The organism is Thioclava atlantica (assembly GCF_000737065.1).
GTDB classification, from domain to species: domain Bacteria; phylum Pseudomonadota; class Alphaproteobacteria; order Rhodobacterales; family Rhodobacteraceae; genus Thioclava; species Thioclava atlantica.
Map to the genome: position 1 here is coordinate 56,743 of NZ_AQRC01000004.1, position 16,412 is coordinate 73,154.

At 63.7% G+C, this 16,412-nt stretch carries 18 protein-coding genes; 1 reads left to right on the plus strand and 17 read right to left on the minus strand.

The window, feature by feature from the left end; translation table 11 throughout:
- Position 1: 1 nt before the first annotated feature.
- From DW2_RS06290 to rplO, 17 genes are all read right to left on the minus strand, one after another.
- Positions 2–1,318 (minus strand): amino acid ABC transporter permease, encoded by a 1,317-nt coding sequence (locus DW2_RS06290; protein WP_038144670.1) that lies wholly within the window; start codon positions 1,316–1,318, stop codon positions 2–4.
- Between the two features lies 1 nt (position 1,319).
- Positions 1,320–2,585, minus strand: a complete 1,266-nt coding sequence (locus DW2_RS06295; RefSeq protein WP_038144671.1) for an amino acid ABC transporter permease — start codon at positions 2,583–2,585, stop codon at positions 1,320–1,322.
- Between the two features lie 139 nt (positions 2,586–2,724).
- Positions 2,725–3,741 carry an amino acid ABC transporter substrate-binding protein gene (locus DW2_RS06300; RefSeq protein WP_038144672.1) on the minus strand — a complete coding sequence of 339 codons (1,017 nt, stop codon included), beginning with the start codon at positions 3,739–3,741 and terminating at the stop codon, positions 2,725–2,727.
- Between the two features lie 220 nt (positions 3,742–3,961).
- Positions 3,962–4,672 (minus strand): ATP12 family chaperone protein, encoded by a 711-nt coding sequence (locus DW2_RS06305; protein WP_038144673.1) that lies wholly within the window; start codon positions 4,670–4,672, stop codon positions 3,962–3,964.
- A complete protein-coding gene (locus DW2_RS06310) occupies positions 4,669–5,334 on the minus strand; it encodes an HAD-IA family hydrolase (RefSeq protein ID WP_038144675.1) in 666 nt (221 codons plus the stop codon). The genes DW2_RS06305 and DW2_RS06310 overlap by 4 nt, the downstream gene beginning before the upstream one ends.
- A complete protein-coding gene (locus DW2_RS06315; RefSeq protein ID WP_038144677.1) occupies positions 5,331–6,374 on the minus strand; it encodes an RluA family pseudouridine synthase in 1,044 nt (347 codons plus the stop codon). Before DW2_RS06315 ends, DW2_RS06310 begins: the two co-directional genes overlap by 4 nt.
- A complete protein-coding gene (gene crcB, locus DW2_RS06320; RefSeq protein ID WP_038144678.1) occupies positions 6,371–6,748 on the minus strand; it encodes a fluoride efflux transporter CrcB in 378 nt (125 codons plus the stop codon). Before crcB ends, DW2_RS06315 begins: the two co-directional genes overlap by 4 nt.
- A 44-nt stretch (positions 6,749–6,792) precedes the next feature.
- Complete coding sequence (locus DW2_RS06325) at positions 6,793–8,106, minus strand: replication-associated recombination protein A (RefSeq protein ID WP_038144680.1); 1,314 nt, start codon at positions 8,104–8,106, stop codon at positions 6,793–6,795.
- A 78-nt stretch (positions 8,107–8,184) separates the two neighbouring features.
- Positions 8,185–8,775: an acyl-homoserine-lactone synthase gene (locus DW2_RS06330; RefSeq protein WP_038144681.1), complete on the minus strand. Its 591-nt coding sequence runs from the start codon at positions 8,773–8,775 to the stop codon at positions 8,185–8,187.
- A gap of 55 nt (positions 8,776–8,830) precedes the next feature.
- The gene (locus DW2_RS06335; protein ID WP_038144682.1) at positions 8,831–9,442 is read right to left on the minus strand and encodes an autoinducer binding domain-containing protein; all 612 of its coding nucleotides are present in this window, start codon (positions 9,440–9,442) and stop codon (positions 8,831–8,833) included.
- A 284-nt stretch (positions 9,443–9,726) separates the two neighbouring features.
- Positions 9,727–10,146 carry a 50S ribosomal protein L17 gene (gene rplQ / locus DW2_RS06340; RefSeq protein ID WP_038144683.1) on the minus strand — a complete coding sequence of 140 codons (420 nt, stop codon included), beginning with the start codon at positions 10,144–10,146 and terminating at the stop codon, positions 9,727–9,729.
- A gap of 143 nt (positions 10,147–10,289) precedes the next feature.
- Positions 10,290–11,306 carry a DNA-directed RNA polymerase subunit alpha gene (locus DW2_RS06345; protein ID WP_038144684.1) on the minus strand — a complete coding sequence of 339 codons (1,017 nt, stop codon included), beginning with the start codon at positions 11,304–11,306 and terminating at the stop codon, positions 10,290–10,292.
- 121 nt (positions 11,307–11,427) lie between these two features.
- Positions 11,428–11,817: a 30S ribosomal protein S11 gene (gene rpsK / locus DW2_RS06350; RefSeq protein ID WP_038144686.1), complete on the minus strand. Its 390-nt coding sequence runs from the start codon at positions 11,815–11,817 to the stop codon at positions 11,428–11,430.
- A gap of 15 nt (positions 11,818–11,832) precedes the next feature.
- Positions 11,833–12,201: a 30S ribosomal protein S13 gene (rpsM, locus tag DW2_RS06355; RefSeq protein ID WP_038144688.1), complete on the minus strand. Its 369-nt coding sequence runs from the start codon at positions 12,199–12,201 to the stop codon at positions 11,833–11,835.
- 179 nt (positions 12,202–12,380) lie between these two features.
- Complete coding sequence (locus DW2_RS06360; RefSeq protein WP_038144689.1) at positions 12,381–13,040, minus strand: adenylate kinase; 660 nt, start codon at positions 13,038–13,040, stop codon at positions 12,381–12,383.
- A gap of 31 nt (positions 13,041–13,071) precedes the next feature.
- The gene (gene secY, locus DW2_RS06365; protein ID WP_038144691.1) at positions 13,072–14,436 is read right to left on the minus strand and encodes a preprotein translocase subunit SecY; all 1,365 of its coding nucleotides are present in this window, start codon (positions 14,434–14,436) and stop codon (positions 13,072–13,074) included.
- 107 nt (positions 14,437–14,543) lie between these two features.
- Positions 14,544–15,011 carry a 50S ribosomal protein L15 gene (rplO, locus tag DW2_RS06370; RefSeq protein WP_038144693.1) on the minus strand — a complete coding sequence of 156 codons (468 nt, stop codon included), beginning with the start codon at positions 15,009–15,011 and terminating at the stop codon, positions 14,544–14,546.
- Between the two features lie 234 nt (positions 15,012–15,245).
- Here rplO and DW2_RS06375 point away from each other — a divergent pair, with 234 nt between their 5' ends.
- Complete coding sequence (locus tag DW2_RS06375) at positions 15,246–16,346, plus strand: glycosyltransferase family 4 protein (protein WP_038144695.1); 1,101 nt, start codon at positions 15,246–15,248, stop codon at positions 16,344–16,346.
- Positions 16,347–16,412 lie beyond the last annotated feature (66 nt).

The window sequence follows — 16,412 nt, forward strand, 5'->3', positions numbered from 1 at the left end:
CTTAGCGATGGTCGCGCTGAAGCCGGTTCTCGAGATGCATCGAGTAACGCGACATCGCGAAGTTCAGGATGAAGAAGATGGCGCCGACGAAGACGAAGGGCTCCCAGTAGATGCCCTTCCACGCGAAATCGGCGCGGATGAAGTCCGGAATGCCCTTGAGCGGATCGAAGAGCCCCACGAACGCCACGAGGGTCGTGTCCTTGAACATGCCGATGAAGGTCGACACGATCCCCGGGATCGAGATCTTGAGCGCCTGCGGCAGGATGATCAGCCGCTGTGCCTTCCAGTAATCGAGCCCGAGCGCGTCAGCTGCCTCGTACTGGCCGCGCGGAAGCGCCGCGAGACCACCCCGGACCACCTCGGCGATATAGGCCGCGGAGAACATGGTCACGAGGATCATCACCCGCAGGATGATGTCGAAATTCGTACCCGGCGGCAGGAAGTAGTTCAGCAGGAGCGAGGCCACGAACAGCAGAGTGATCAGCGGAACGCCCCGGATGAACTCGATGAACACCACCGAGAAGGTCTTGATCAGGAACATGTCCGACTGCCGCCCGAGCGCGAGGACCACCCCCAGCGGAAGCGACATCACGATGCCGCCCGCCCCCAGGGTGATCGCCAGCAGGAACCCCCCGAACTTGGCGGATTCGACAGGCTCGATCCCGAGCGGGATCGCGGCGTGCAGTATCCCGGCCAAGGGGGAAACGCCGAACATCCAGAAGAGGATGGCGACAATGGCCCCCGCCGAAAAACCCGCGATGGAGCCATAGCGCCCGACCAGGCTGAACACGATCCAGGCCAGAACGAAACCGACCGCCACGAGGATCGGCCCCCAGACCGAGCCGCCCCAGAGCAGCCAGACCGCGAGGAAGGGGTAGATCGGGGTGAACCAGATCAGCTTCTTCGGCACCCATTGGAACAGGACGGGCCCCACCGCCACGAAGAGCAGCAGGAAGGTCAGGACCGGCCGCCAGTAGAGCTCGCGCTGGTAGAAGCCGAAGATGAACTGGTGCCAGCGGTCACGGATCACGGCCCAGCATGCGCCGGTCGCGCCCTGGCCGTATTCCGCGGTGATGATCTTGCGGCATTCGGCGAGCGAATCCGCCTTCCAGACCCCATGCAGGAACCAGCTGGCGAAATGCGACACGAAGAAATAGATCGTGAGCACTCCGAGCACGGTCAGCAGCGTGTTGAGCCAGCCCGAGAACAGGTTCTCGCGCAGCCAGCGGATCGCACCGCTCTCGCCGGCCGGAGCCGGCTGCGGTTTGAGCATCGTGTCGCGCACATAGGCGACGGATTCGGCGTGTGTATCGCTCATCTCACCGCTCCTTCAGCTTCACGCGATTGTTGTAGACGTTCATCACGCCCGAGATCGTCAGCGAGATCGCGAGGTAGAGCAGCATCATCAGCGTGATCGCCTCGAGTTCGCGCCCCGTCTGGTTCAGCGTGATGCCCCCCAACGTCCCGCGCAGTTCGAGATAGCCGACCGCGATGGCGAGCGAGGAGTTCTTCGTCAGGTTCAGATATTGCGAGATCAGCGGCGGGATGATGACCCGCAGCGCCTGCGGCAGGATGACGAGGTTCATCGTGCGGTTCGGACGCAGGCCGAGCGCATAGGCCGCCTCGGTCTGGCCCTTGGAGATGGCGAGGATGCCCGCACGCACGATCTCGGCGATGAAGGCCGCCGTATAGAGGCTGAGCCCCGCCCAGAGCGCCACGAAGGAATTCGACACGTTCGTGCCGCCGGTGAAGTTGAAGCCCTTGAGGACCGGCTCGTCCGGATTGAAGCCCAGGGCGATGAGCAGCGCCAGGGTCGGCACCACGAGGATCAGCGCGCTCTTCCACCATGTCGTGGGGCGCTTGCCGGTCGCTTCCTGCACCCGCCCCGCATGAGCGAGCAGGCGCTTGTTGATCCAGAAACAAAGACCCAGGACCACGGCGATCGCGAGGACGTTCAGCGAGATCGGCATGAAGGCGGTGTCGATCACCCCGAGGCTGCGGTCGAAATGGATCGAGGGAATCGCGGTGTAGCGGTTGGTGAAGGCGATCGATTCGAACACCATCGAGAGTTTCGCCTCGCCGGTCTCCGGGTTGATCTTGTAGGCGTTCGGCGAGGGCGCGACTTCGGTAAGGAGCGCGATCGCCACGAGGATCCACAGCAGGAGCGGGATGTTGCGGAACACCTCGACATAGATCGTCATCATGCGCGCCACGAGCCAGTTCTTCGACAGGCGCAGCACGCCCACGACGACCCCGAGGATCGTCGCAGCCACACAGCCGAGGAACGAGATCCAGAGCGTGTTCACCAGACCGACCAGCATGGCACGGCCATGGGTCATGTCATTGTTGTAGGGTATCAGCGCATTGCCGATGTCATAGCCGGCGCGCTGCCACAGGAAGCCGAAGTTGAAATCCTTGCCGAGCGCGTTGAGGTTTTGGATCGTGTTGTCCACCAGCCAGCCGACGAACGCCATCACGAGGAAGAACACGACCACCTGGATGGTCAGTGACCTGTATCGCGTGTCGTAGATGAGCTGGCTGAGCCGGAACCCCGAGTGCTCCGGCGCGTCATGCGCAGTAGTCATTTCTTATTTCCCCTGTCGCCGTGTGCTTATCATTATCTGGCCATTTTAGGTCGGCCTGCCGGAGCTTTCCGCCCCTGCCCACGGTCTTCTGAAAAAATGTCAGGGGCGCGGATCGAGCCGCGCCCCTGACATGTGTTTCTTAGCGGAAGGGAGGAGCGTAGAGCAGGCCGCCCTGGGTCCACTGCGCGTTGAGACCGCGGGCCAGACCGATCGGGGTCTGCTCGCCGATGGTCGCCGCGAAGATCTCGCCGTAGTTGCCGTTCGCCTTGATGGCGCGCACCAGCCACTGCTTGTCGAGACCCAGCATCGCGCCGAGATCGCCTTCGGTGCCGAGCATGCGGTTCACTTCCGGATTCTCGGTGCCCTTGGCGAGTTCATCGATATTGGCCGAGGTCACGCCGTATTCTTCAGCGGCGATCAGACCGAAGATGGTCCAGCGCACGATGTCGGTCCACTGGTCGTCACCCTGACGCACGGCCGGAGCCAGCGGCTCTTTCGAGATGATTTCCGGCAGGATCACGTAATCCTGCGGGTTCGCGAAAGCCGCACGGGTCGCGGCGAGGCCCGACGCGTCGGTGGTGTAGGCGTCGCAGGCACCGGCCAGGAACTGCTGTTCGCCTTCGGCGTTCGAGTCCACCGTGATCGGCTGGTAGCTCATGTTGTTGGCCTTGAAGTAGTCGGCCAGGTTGAGCTCGGTCGTGGTGCCGGTCTGGATGCAGATCGAGGCGCCGTCGAGTTCTTTCGCGGAGGTCACGCCCGAATCCTTGCGGACCATGAAGCCCTGACCGTCATAGTAGTTGGTCGCGGTGAACTGGAGCTTCAGGTCGGTGTCGCGCGAATAGGTCCAGGTGGTGTTGCGCGCCAGCAGATCGACCTCGCCCGAGCCGAGCGCGGTGAAGCGCGTCTGGCCGGTGGTCGGCACGTATTTGACCTTGGACGGATCGCCCAGAACCGCAGCTGCGACCGCTTGGCAGACAGCGACGTCGAAGCCGGACCAGTTGCCGTTCGCATCCGGTGCCGCGAAGCCGACAAGACCGGTGTTGACGCCGCAGATCAGTTCCCCGCGCGACTTGACGTCGTCAAGCGTCGCAGCGCCTGCCACTCCGGCAGCCAGCGCCGCCGCGGTCAGCGCGCCGAAAAAGACGGATTTCTTCATTTTTACCTCTTCCTGTTTCGCCACCCTCGGGGGGTGGTTCTTGCGGTCCGAAGCGGACCCGGTCGATCGTGTCCCATGACACAGAGTAACGAAAGTGTGGTCCAATTGATCAAAGAAGGTCAAGGCCACTTTCCAGCTGCGACAAGAGCATCTGCACATTTATTCATCACGTGCAACCGCTCTCGTCATCCACTTGAGCAGAGTTCGAAATCCCGCGGGCTCACCTCCGGGCAAGCGCCCAGATTCGCGCCGCGTCACACAGGGCCTCTCGTTTGAGAGAAGCGATTTCCGCGGCCTCTTCGTCTTCGCCCCACTGCGCGATCTGCCAGTCCTCGTCGAGCCGCGAGATCACCCACGCATCCTCGACCGGGACTTTCCCGCGCGCGACGGCGAGCCCCAGGACGAGCGATCCGCTGATGCTGACAAGGTCGTGAAGCGCGGCGAGCGCGAAGGGATCGAGGGCCGCCACATGGGCGTGGAGCCGCGACAGGCTCGCTTCGGGTTGCGCCACGGGCAGCACGCCCACGGTGACTTCGAGCGGGGCCTCGAGTTCCTGGGCCGCCCATTCGAGAAGCGGATCCCAGAGCGCGGCCTGCCGTTCGACCAGCTCCTCCGGGCCCTCCGCGCGGTAGCACAGAAGATCGGTTCCGCCGAATTCGGCGATCATCGTGACCACCTCGTCCTTCTGCACGGCGACCTTGTCGATCGCGGCATTGGCCGAGCGGGTCGTGGGCATCGTCTGGGGCTTGATGCTGCCCTCCTGAGCATCCCATTCGGCGGCGATGGCCTCGGCCAGCGCGCGCGTCGGCACGACGAGGGGCGCCTTCGCGGGGGTCTTTACCGGACGCCCGTCCAACGCCACGCCGAAACCCTCGGGAAGCTCGGTCACGGAAGCCTCTTTCCAGAAGCGTTTCGCGGCCCATTCACTCATGCGCTCATCTCCCACAGGTCGAACAGCGCCGCCTCCAGCGCTTCGAAATCGTCCACCATGCGATGCGCCCCGGCGGCTTCCAGCACGTCGGGAGCGTGATAGCCCCATCGCACACCGATCGTCGCGATCCCCGCGCTGCGCCCCATCTCGATGTCGAAGCTTGTATCGCCGATCATCACCGCCTCCGTCGCAGGGACGCCCGCCTCGCTGAGCGCCGCCCCGATCATCGAGGGGTGCGGCTTGGAGGGGTGGTCGTCGGCCACCTGCTGGCTGACGAAGATCCCCTCGAGCCCGTGATGGGCGATCAGGGCGTTCAGGCCGCGGCGAGATTTTCCGGTCGCCACAGCCAAAAGCATGTCATCGCGGGCCGCCAGCTTGCGCAGCAGCGCCTCGGCGCCGGGATAGAGCGGCGCCGGCGAGGCCGCGCGCGAGCTCATATAGCTTTGCTTGTAGCCCTCCACGATCTGCGACTGGGTCTGCGCGTCGAGATCGGGCGCAAGCCGCGCCACCGCGATCGGCAGCGACAGACCGACGATCTGCAGCACGTCGGCCGCGGCCGGGGCGGGCTGACCCGCCGCCTCGAAGCCGAGCGTCATCGCGTGCGTGATGTGGTTCTGGCTGTCCGAGATCGTGCCATCGACGTCGAAGATCGCGAGCTTCATTTCAGATCCTCGAACGGGTCCGCAGGCACATCGTTCTCATGCCAGTCCAGCAGCTCCCAGGTCCGCTTCATATGTTCGGGCAGCGGGGCTGTGAGCGTGATGCGCTTGCCGGTGATCGGGTGATCGAAGCTGATCTGGCGGGCATGGAGGTGCAGCTTGCGGGAGATCTCGCCGCCCAGCTGCGCGCCCCAACCATCACCGAGATTCTCCTGGCTGCTTCCGCCGTATTTTCCGTCGCCGATGATCGGGTTGCCGATCTCGGCGATATGCGCGCGCAGCTGGTGCGTGCGGCCGGTGATCGGCACGAGCGCGACCCAGCTGACCCGCTGGCCCAGGATATGCAGGGTGAAATAGTCGGTCGTCGCGCGCTTCGCGCCTTCGGTCTGGTCGATCTTCGACGGGTGGACGCAATGCATCTTCTCGCCTTCGCCGCCCCGGCCGTGCCCGGGCGCCTTCACCAGGCCGAAGCGGATGGTCCCGGTCTTCGGCTCAGGCGCGCCGGCGACCGCGGCCCAGTAGATCTTGCGGGTGGTCTTGGCGCGGAAGGCCTCCGACAGGCGCCGCGCAACACGGTCGGTGCGCGCGAGCAGCAGCACTCCCGACGTGTCCTTGTCGAGACGGTGGACAAGCTTCGGCTTGTCCTTGTAGCCGAATTTCAGCGCCTCGGAGAGCCCGTCCACATGACGATTGCCCTGCCCGGATCCCCCTTGCGAGGGCAGCCCGGGCGGCTTGTTGAGCGCAATGATATGCTCGTCCTTCCAGATCACGCAGCTCTGGATGAATTTCGCATCGGCCTCGGAGATGCCATCCTCGGCTTTCGGCTTCGGCGTCGCGTCGGGAAGCGGAGGGACACGGATCTCCTGGCCCGGCTCGACGCGCGTATTGGCCTTCACGCGGCCGCCCTCGACGCGCAATTCGCCCTTGCGGCACATCTTCTCGATCATGCCCTGAGCGAGTTGCGGGAACCGCTTCTTGAGGAACCGGTCGAGACGCTGCTCGCCATCGTCCTCGGTGACGGTGATATGCTGTACCTTGCTCATAGAAGTGTCCGCATCAGGTGCACGCCGGCGATGAGACCGAGGAACGCCGCGACCAGCGTCAGCGCGACATAGAATGCCGCAAGCGACGTCTGCCCGCGCTCGATCAGGGTCCAGGTCTCCAGCGAGAAAGAGGAATAGGTGGTGAAGCCGCCCAGAACGCCGGTCGCCAGGAAGGCGTTCCAGTGGGTGAGCTGCTTGTCACCGAGAAATGTGACCAGCATCCCCATCAGGAAGGATCCGAGGATGTTCACGGTGATCACGCCAAGCGGCATCGGCTGCGGGCCGAAGCTCCGCATCAGGCCCACGCCGACCAGATAGCGTCCCGAAGCGCCGATCGCACCGCCAAGCGCGACCTGCAAGACCGTTGAAAGCATCGCTGTCTCCTTTGGCGCCCTTGGACCTGCGGGCGCACGAAATGTCAAGTTTGGCGGCGGGTGCGCTGCTTGGTGAACCAGTCGAGACGCTTTTTCAGCTCGCGCTCGAAGCCGCGTTCGACGGGCTGGTAGAGGACGGGGCGCTTCATCGTGTCGGGGAAATAGTTCTGCCCCGAGAAGGCGTCCTCGGCATCGTGGTCGTACTGGTAGCCTGAACCGTATCCCTGCTCTTCCATCAGTTTCGTGGGTGCGTTGAGGATATGCTTGGGCGGAGGCTCCGAGCCGGTCTTCTTCGCCGCGGCGCGGGCCGCCTTGTAGGCGACGTAGCCTGCATTCGATTTCGGCGCGAGCGCGAGATAGAGCACCGCCTGCGCGAGCGCCAACTCGCCCTCGGGCGATCCGAGCCGCTCATAGGTATTCCAGGCGTCGATGCAGAGCACCTGCGCCTGCGGATCGGCCAGCCCGATATCCTCGACCGCCATGCGGGTGATGCGGCGCGCGAGAAAGCGCGGGTCTTCGCCCCCTTCCAGCATGCGAGCGAACCAGTAGAGCGCGGCATCGGGATCTGAGCCGCGCACCGATTTGTGCAGCGCCGAGATCAGGTTGTAATGCTCGTCGCCCGACTTGTCGTATTTCGCGGCCCGCTTCATCAGCCGGGTCGAGAGCGCGTTCGTATCGAGCGGCTTGTCAGCCTTCCACGCCGCGACCTGTTCGATCAGGTTCAGGAGTGCCCGCCCGTCCCCGTCGGCCATCTCAAGCAGCGCCTCGCGCGCCTGACCGGTCAGCGGCAGCGCCTTGCCCAGGACCTTCTCGGCGCGCTGCGCGAGACGCTCGAGATCGGCGAGATCGAGACGTTCGAGCACCAGAACCTGCGCCCGGCTCAGCACGGCGGCGTTCAGCTCGAAGCTCGGGTTTTCCGTGGTCGCGCCCACGAGAAGGATCGTCCCGTCCTCCATATGCGGCAGGAAGCTATCCTGTTGCGCCTTGTTGAAGCGGTGGATCTCGTCGACGAAGAGGAGCGTGCCCCGCCCTTGCGCATGGCGCAGCTTGGCCGCCTCGAACACCTTCTTGAGATCGGCGACCCCGGTGAAGATCGCGGAGATCTGCACGAACGCCCGGTCGGAGGCGTCGGCCAGCAGGCGTGCGATCGTGGTCTTGCCGACCCCGGGCGGCCCCCAGAGGATCAGCGAGCCCAGGCTGCCGGCCGCGAGCATCGTCCCGAGCGGGGCATCGGGGCCGAGGATCTGCTCCTGCCCGATCACCTCGGAAAGGGATTTCGGTCGAATCCGGTCCGCCAGCGGGCGCGGAGCCTCGGCGGCGGGGGATTTCGGAGATGCGGTGTCGAAAAGGTCGGCCATGATGGGCGAGAAGGTAGTCTCTCGACCCGGCCTCGAAAAGCCCCCGCGCAAGGGGAGTTTGCGCGGGGGCCATCGTGATCAGTGCATGTTCTGCGAGAAGTCCATGGAGACGACCTGGTTGTTGATGCCGTCGATCTCCATCACCGGCCCCATCGCGGTCATGTCGACGCCAACCCGCCCCGCCCAACGCGGCCAGTTCGCGTTCAGGAGCGTCAGTGCCGAACGCGCGCCGAGGCGGCGGGCGGCATTGCCGATTTCCTGCACCAGCCGCGCATGAACCTTGCGGCGCATCGAGGCGGGCACATCATGGGCGACGAAGAGGCGCGAGCTTTCCCAGACCGTCTCGGAAACGGGGGCCTCATCATAGAGAAGATGCGAAGGAATGGTCGCGAGCAACCCGCGCTGCGCGTCGCGGATCATGTAGCTGTAGATCCCGCATTTCGTCGTGGTGGGGGTCAGGCGGTTCCCCGCGAGCACCTTGCCAAGCTCGTCATGAACGACGACCCAGCGGCTCGCCGGGGTGTCGTACTGGTCGTATTCCATGCCCATCGCTTCGGGAAGATCCCACTTGTTATGGACGATGAAAAGCTCGCGGCGAGCACGAAGCATATTTGCGAAAAGCTCGCCATGGTTGTGAAAGTTATCGAAAGAAAGAGTCGTGGTCTGCATGTCTTCCTCCTGCAGGGTTGGTCGGTCAAATCAGCCGTGCGGAGGGCGACAGCCACTAGAGCAGTCGAAAATCCTTTGCGCGCTGGATGGCTTCGGCCGTTGTTCTGGCCATCAGCCGTGTCCGCGCTGAATTCAGCCGCGCCTTGAGGGCGCTTTCAGAAATTCCAAGTTTCGCGGCTGCCGCCGCATGTCGGTCGCCCCCAGCAACACAGCGCAAGGCGTCAACCTGAGCCATCGTGAGTTCCTCGGGGGGTTCGGTCATATCGTGCAATTCTCGCACGATGGTCTCGCACACCTCGATCTCTTCGTCGGCAAATTCCCGATCATCGCGGGCGAAGCTCGCGATGGTACGGGACCGGATCGGGCCGCAGGAAATCGTGATCCCGTAAACGAGACCGAATTTCCGGGCTTCGTCGAAGAGGCGGAACGGGTCGGGAAGGCGCGGATCGCTCCACCGGATCGCTCCGGTTTCGCTAAACCCCCATGCGGTCATTGGATCGCGCAGCACATATCCGTTCGTGGTGTAATGATCGAGCCAGGCCTTGTCATAGGTCTGGAACGTCATCATCGGAGCCGTGAAACGGATATGCAATCCAACGAAAAATCCGCGTGGTGCCCTGCGGCCCAATTCACGAAGTTTCAGATCGATTCTGCTCTGTATCGACATATCTTTTTTAGACAATCTGATGCGAAACCGGTCAACTTAAAAGTGTTAAGGGCACTCGAAATTCAAGTTATTCCCCCACCACTTACGGCGCCGTGAGGCGCGGCGCGAGTGTCATCGCGGTCCATATAAAAAAGCAAATAAATATTTCGGAAAAACGGGGAAACTCGCCACCGGAAAATTGCAAAATGAAACCCAGCGAAGGATTGTTTCGCAAAAAGAAAATCCCGCCGAATGGGCGGGATTTCCGTAAGGTCATTATTTTCGGCTTGCCGAAATCCGGAGGATCAATCCTCGGCGGCCTCTTCGGCCTCGACGCGCGCCTTGTCGGCAGCGCCCTTGGCGGCCGGGTCGCGATCGACGAATTCGATGATCGCCATCGGCGCCATGTCGCCATAGCGGAAGCCGGCTTTCAGGATGCGGACATAGCCACCCTGACGCTCGGCGTAGCGCGGGCCGAGAATGTCGAAGAGTTTCGCGACATACTGGTCCTGCTTGAGCTGCGAGGCGGCCTGACGGCGCGCGTGCAGATCGCCGCGCTTGGCGAGCGTGATCAGCTTCTCGATGACGGGACGCAGTTCTTTCGCCTTCGGCAGGGTCGTCTTGATCTGCTCGTGCTCGATCAGCGAGCCGGCCATGTTGGCGAAGAGCGCCTTGCGGTGCTCATGGGTACGGTTGAGGCGGCGATAGCCACGGGCGTGACGCATGGTATTTCTCCGTTCTTGCGTTTTGCTTTGTCAGGCCGGCGATGCGTGTCACCGGCTCTCCTTGGGGCGCGCTGGCCCAGATCGTCCCCGGCTTGACCGGGCATTTGCGAGGGGCGTCTATCCAACGCCCCTCAATTCGTCAATCAGAACTGGTCTTCGAAACGCTTGGCCAGGTCTTCGATGTTCTCCGGCGGCCAGTCTTCGACTTCCATGCCGAGATGCAGGCCCATGCCCGAGAGCACTTCCTTGATCTCGTTGAGCGACTTGCGGCCGAAGTTCGGGGTGCGCAGCATCTCCGCTTCTGTCTTCTGGATCAGGTCGCCGATATAGACGATGTTGTCGTTCTTCAGGCAGTTCGCCGAACGCACCGAAAGCTCGAGCTCGTCGACCTTCTTCAACAGGAGCGGGTTGAATTCGAGACCGTCTTCCTGGTCCTGCTTGCCCGCCGCTTCCGGCTCTTCGAAGTTCACGAAGATCGACAGCTGGTCCTGCAGGATGCGCGCAGCGAAGGCCACGGCGTCCTCGGCCGAAATCGAACCGTCGGTTTCGACTTTCATGGTCAGCTTGTCGTAGTCGAGCACCTGCCCCTCGCGGGTCGGCTGCACTTCATAGGCGACTTTCTTGACCGGCGAGTAGATCGCGTCGACCGGGATCAGACCGATCGGCGCATCCTCGGGACGGTTCTTGTCGGCAGCGACATAGCCCTTGCCGGTATTCACGGTGAGTTCCATGAACAGGTCGGCGCCCTCGTCGAGGTGGCAGATCACGTGATCCTTGTTGAGCACTTCGATGCCCGCGGTCTCGGTGATGTCGCCGGCAGTGACGACGCCCGGGCCCTTGGCCGTGACCGAGAGACGCTTCGGGCCCTCGACATCCATGCGCAGGGCCACGCCCTTGAGGTTCAGAACGATGTCGGTGACGTCTTCACGCACACCCGCGACCGACGAGAACTCGTGCAGGACGTTGTCGATCTGCACGCTGGTGATCGCGGCACCCTGAAGCGAGCTCAGGAGCACGCGGCGCAGCGCATTGCCCAGCGTCAGACCGAAACCGCGCTCGAGCGGCTCCGCGACGATCGTGGCTTGGCGCAAAGGGTCGTTTCCGGGCTTAATTTCAAGCTGCGTTGGCTTGATCAGCTCGGCCCAATTCTTATGGATCATGCGTTTGCCTCCATACCTGTCCCAGACCCATGTCCACAGTCGGGGACGCCCGAGGATAAAAACCGAAAAATGCGGCAGGGCCGCGCGGGTATCCCGTGCGGCCCAACCGTCGAAAACTTGATCAGACGCGGCGACGCTTCGGCGGGCGGCAGCCGTTGTGAGCGATCGGCGTCACGTCCCGGATCGAGGTGACCGTCAGGCCAACCGCGGCGAGAGCGCGCAGCGCCGATTCCCGGCCGGAGCCGGGCCCCTGCACTTCGACGTCCACGGTGCGCAGACCGTGTTCCTGAGCCTTGCGAGCCGCGTCTTCAGCGGCCATCTGCGCGGCGTAGGGGGTCGACTTGCGCGAGCCCTTGAAGCCCATGGTGCCGGCCGACGACCACGAAATGGCGTTGCCCTGCACGTCCGAGATCAGGATTTTGGTGTTGTTGAACGAGGAGTTCACATGAACCACGCCGGTGGCGATGTTCTTGCGTTCCTTGCGCTTGGTGCGAACCTTATCACGAGCCATTTGTCCTGCCTCCCCTTACTTCTTCTTGCCGGCGATCGGCTTGGCCGGGCCCTTGCGAGTCCGGGCGTTGGTATGGGTGCGCTGACCGCGCACGGGCAGGTTGCGGCGATGACGCAGACCGCGGTAGCAGCCCAGATCCATCAGACGCTTGATGTTCATCTGCACTTCACGGCGCAGATCGCCTTCGACGGTGAAGTTGGCGTCGATATGTTCGCGGATCGCGAGCACTTCGGAATCCGAGAGCTCGTTCACGCGGCGGGTCTGGTCGATGCCGACGGCGTCGCAGATCTGCTTGGCCGAGTGGGGACCGATCCCGGTGATGTAGGTGAGTGCGATCGGGACGCGTTTCCCGGTCGGAATGTTGACGCCAGCAATACGTGCCAAAGCGTAAATCCTTTCGTTGCGAGCCCGTAGCCCCAGGCCCTTTTTTCACAACACTAGGCCCGAAACTGGCGCTTCGGGCCCACGATTGTTTCCCGTCAGGGAATCTTCCCCTCGCGGAAACGATTCTCAGAAGAGACGCCGTGACCTAGAGGGAAACGCCCTCAGGGTCAAGCTTTGATTCACGATTTCCCGGAACCGTCGAGAATTCGCGCGATCGACCCGGCGACTTCCTCGATCTCGGCCAGGCCGTCGATCGAATGAAGATCCCCCGCGTGATAGTAATATCCGATCAGCGGCGAGGTCTTCTTGTAGTACTCCATCAGCCGGGTGCGGAGGCTCTCCTCGTTGTCGTCGGCGCGGCGCTTCAGGTTGGTCGAACCGCATTCGTCGCAGGTGCCCGAGACCTTCGTCGGCTTGGTCTCGTCGTGATAGACCTCTCCGCAATCGCCGCAGGTGAACCGGCCGGTGATGCGCTTCACGAGCGCCTCGTCATCGACCTTCATCTCGATCACCGCGTCGAGCTTCTGGCCGAGCTTGCCCAGAAGCGCCCCGAGCGCGTCCGCCTGCCCGAGGGTGCGCGGGAAGCCGTCGAAGATGAATCCGCCGCCCGCGCTGTGCGACAGCTTTTCCTCGATCAGCCCGATCACGATCTCGTCGGTCACGAGCTGGCCCTTCGCCATCACTTCCGCGACGCGATTGCCCATTTCGGTGCCCGAGTCCTTGGCTTCGCGGAGCATGTCCCCGGTGGAGAGCTGGACCATGCCGCGCTCTTCCACGAGACGGCGGGCCTGCGTGCCCTTGCCGGCGCCCGGCGGGCCGAGAAGAATGATATTCGCCATGACGGCTCCTTCCTCGATCGTCGTTGCGGCTTTAGCGGCGCGCGGGCGGCTTGCGCGGCCCCTTCTTCTTCGAGCGGCCACGCAGCTGCGAACGCTCGATCAGCCCTTCATACTGATGGGCGAGAAGATGCGACTGGATCTGGTTGATCGTATCCATCGACACGGTCACGACGATCAGCACCGAGGTGCCGCCGAAGTAGAACGGGATCGAGAGTTGCGACCGCAGGATCTCGGGCAGGAGGCAGACGGCCGCGAGATAGGCCGAGCCGATCACCAGCACGCGGCTGACGACGTAGTCGAGGTAATCCTCGGTCTTCTTGCCGGGACGGATACCGGGCACGAAGCCGCCCTGGTTCTTCAGGTTGTCCGCCACCTCGTCCGATTTGAACGCCACGTTCGCGGTGTAGAAATAGGCGAAGAAGACGATCATCGCGACGTAGAACAGCAGGTAGAGCGGTTGACCGGGCCCGAAATAGGCGAGGATCGTGGACATCACGGGGCCGGTATTCTGGCCCGAGAAGGTCGCGATCGTCGTCGGCAGCAGCAGCAGGGACGAGGCGAAGATCGCCGGGATCACGCCCGCCGGGTTCACCTTGATCGGCAGATGCGACGAGCCGCCATCATAGATCTTCATGCCGACCTGACGGCGCGGATACTGGATATGGATCTTGCGCAGCGCGCGCTCCATGAACACCACGAAGGTGATCACCACCGCGATCATGAGGATCACTCCGAGGATCACCGGGGTCGAGATGGCGCCGGCACGGCCCTGCTCGAGGAAACGCGCAAGCGCGGCGGGGATCTCGGCGACGATGCCGACGAAGATGATCAGAGAGATGCCGTTGCCGATGCCGCGCGAGGTGATCTGCTCACCCAGCCACATCAGGAACATCGTGCCGCCCACCAGCGTGATCACCACGGAGGCGAGGAAGAACATGCCCGGATCATGGGCGAGGTCGCCCTTTTCGAGGCTGACCGCGAGTCCCCAGGCCTGGAAGGTCGCGAGAGCAACGGTGGCATAGCGGGTGATCTGGTTGATCTTCTTGCGGCCCTGCTCGCCTTCCTTCTTCATCTGCTCGAGCGCCGGAACGAGGGCGGTCAGGAGCTGGATGATGATCGAGGCCGAGATATAGGGCATGATGCCGAGCGCGAAGACACCCATCCGCCCGAGCGCGCCGCCGGTGAACATCGAGAGCACGCCGCCCAGGCCCGAACCTGCGCTCTGCATGAAGTCGCGCAATGCCTGCGCGTCGATGCCCGGAACCGGGATATAGGTGCCGAGGCGGTAGATGATCAGCAAACCGATCGTGAAGAAGATGCGCTGGCGCAGCTCGGTCGCCTTGCCCAAGGCGTCCCAGCTCAGGTTCGCCGCCATTTGCTCTGCAGCAGATGCCATATGCCTGTCTCTTTCATGTAAAGCGCCGCCCAACCGGTTCCCGGTCGGCGGCGCCTTCTTGGAAAACCTTCGCCTATGTAATCGGGCGAGCGCCCGCTCACAACAGCTTATTCAGCGGCCTGCGCCACCGTGATCGAGCCGCCTGCCTTCTCGACGGCCGCGATGGCCGATTTCGAAGCGCCGGTCACGTTGAGGTTCACCTTCGAGGTGATCTCGCCCTTGGCGAGAACGCGCACGCCGTCGAGCTTGCGGCGCACGACACCGGCCGCGACGAGCACGTCTTCGGTGATTTCCGCCTTCGCGTCGAGCTTGCCGGCCTCGATGAATTTCTCGATCTGGCCGAGGTTCACCACGTTGAACTTCTTCGCGTTCGGCGCGGTGAAGCCGCGCTTCGGCAGGCGGCGATAGAGCGGCATCTGGCCGCCTTCGTAACCGTTCAGGGCCACGCCCGAACGCGATTTCTGACCCTTGATACCACGGCCAGCCATCTTGCCCTTGCCCGAGCCCGGACCACGGGCCACGCGCTTCTTCTTGCGGGCCGCGCCTTCGTTGTCGCGCAGTTCATTGAGTTTCATGTCGCTTCTCCTTGCCGGAACACCTTCCCGAAGCGATGACGGAAGGGACACGGCGTTTCTGGTTGATTCTGATGCGGCCTCAGCGGCCACCGGGGGCGTATAGTGGGTTTGCCCTTGTCATGCAACTCCCGCGATCAGGGGGCGTTGCGCCGCTCTGCCGTGGCCGATTTCCACCTAGACGTGCGTATTTTCTCGTGAATACTCGATTTGCGACAGATGCCGCGAAAGGTGCAGATGCCGAACCACAGCCCCAGCACCGCGGCAAGCGCGCGTCCGATCAAGGTGCTGCATGTCTGCGAGACGGCGATGGGCGGCGTGGGAACCTATCAACGCAACCTCGTCGGGATGGAAGGGGTCGAGCAACGCTTTCTGGTGCCCTCCTGCCACCGGGAGATGTTCGACGGCATTGGCGGGGTGCTGTCCTACCTCATGACGCGGCGCGGCGCCCCCGGAAGCCTCGCGATGATCCGCCATCTGCTCAAGACGGTCGCGGAGGACCGGCCCGACATCGTCATGGCGCATAGCACGCTCGCCCTGCTCGCCCTGGCCGCGCTCCGGTTGCGCCACCCCGCGCTGCCCTCGATCTACTGCCCCCATGGGTGGGCGGCCGCATCCTATGCCCCCGGCAGTCTCGGGGCGCTGACCATCAGGCGTCTCGAGGGCCGCCTGAGTGGCGTGGCCGATCGGGTCGTGAATGTCTCGGAGCACGACCTGCAACTCGCGCGCAGCCTCGGCTATCGCGGCACCCATATCGTGATCGAGAACGCGGTGCCGCCGCCCGTACCCGATGCGAGCGCTGCCCGGTTTGTAGAGGCGCGGGAGGCGCTTCACCTGCTCTTCGTCGGGCGGTTCGACCGGCAGAAAGGCCTCGACATTCTCCTCGAGGCCTTCGCGATGGCGCGCGAAAGCCGACCCGACCTGCACCTTCACCTGATCGGCGCACCCGTGCGCGGCGGCAGCGCGCCGAACCTTGCTCCGGGGGTGACCCGCATCGGATGGGTGCGGCCGGACGAGATCGACAGCTGGTATCGCTCGGCCGACGCGCTCGTCGTGCCGTCTCGCTGGGAGGGGCTGCCGCTCGTGATCCCGGAGGCCCTGCGCAACGGCACACCGGTCCTTGCCGCGCGGCGCAGTGGCATGGAGAGGTTGATCTCCGAGGGTCGCAGCGGGTTCAGCTTCGATCTCAGGGCAGAGAATCTTGCGCGACTGCTCTCGCGGCTCGAAAAGACGCAGCTCAACGCGATGCGCCCGGCCTGCGCGGCGCTCTATCGGTCCCGCTTCGCGATCGAACGGCTGCACGAAGAAATGGGTGCGCTTTACCGGCAACTGGTCTGAGGCAGGCAGCGCGCGCTCCGCGAACCCTTTCCTAATCCGCCCTCCGCACGATTGCCCGCGACGCCT